General features: G+C 46.9%; 1 protein-coding gene. It reads right to left on the reverse strand.

Annotated features, from left to right (window positions below):
- On the reverse strand, positions 1–747 hold a 747-nt coding region (locus tag ACS8FC_RS17050; protein WP_439297661.1), incomplete at both ends, for a LysM peptidoglycan-binding domain-containing protein.

Consider the following 747-nt stretch of genomic DNA (forward strand, 5'->3'; position numbering starts at 1 on the left):
GCACCCCAAAGCTGCCTTTCGCATCGGTTTCTTTGACTTCTTGACGAGCCTCACGAAGCTTTTGCTGAGCGTCTCGCTTAGCCTCAGCTGCTTTTTCGGCAGCAGCAGCTTCACGCTCCAGACGTTGCACTTGATTACGCGAAGGTATGGTAATGTTTTGACCCAGCTGTAATGAGGTCGATGGTGAAAGGTTATTTGCTTGAGCTAAGACTTCGACAGGCATATTGTACTGTCTTGCGAGCTTAATCAGTCCATCACCTTTCTTGACTTGATAATCAGAGGGCGATTTTGGTGGCTCATTTTTAGCCGCTTCAGCTGCCTCTCGCTTTTTTTCGGCCGCAGCTTGAGCATCGGCTTGTTTTTTCGCTTCGGCTTCTTTTTTACTTTCTGCTAGTTTTTCAGCAGCGGCTTTTTCTTGTTTTGCTTTAGCTTGTTGCTGCTCATCTTCCGCCTGCTTTTTTGCTTTGGCTTCATTCACTGCATCATCGGCTGCCTTAACCAATTTTTCAGCATCTTGCACTTCCTTACTTTTAACACTTTTTTCTGTGTCTTTTACGTCTTCTGAACTCTCACTCTGTTCATTTGTCGCCGCGATATTTTTGACATACTGCTGACTTTCAGCGCGGGCTTTGGCCAACGCTTCTGCTTCAGCCACTTCTTGTTCTGTCAAAAACTCCTGTGCGCGCCTCTCCTGCTCGGCAACACGAGCAGCACGTTCTTTTTGCTTTTGCGCAAGGATACGTTTTT

This window comes from Psychrobacter sp. 1Y4, assembly GCF_051847555.1.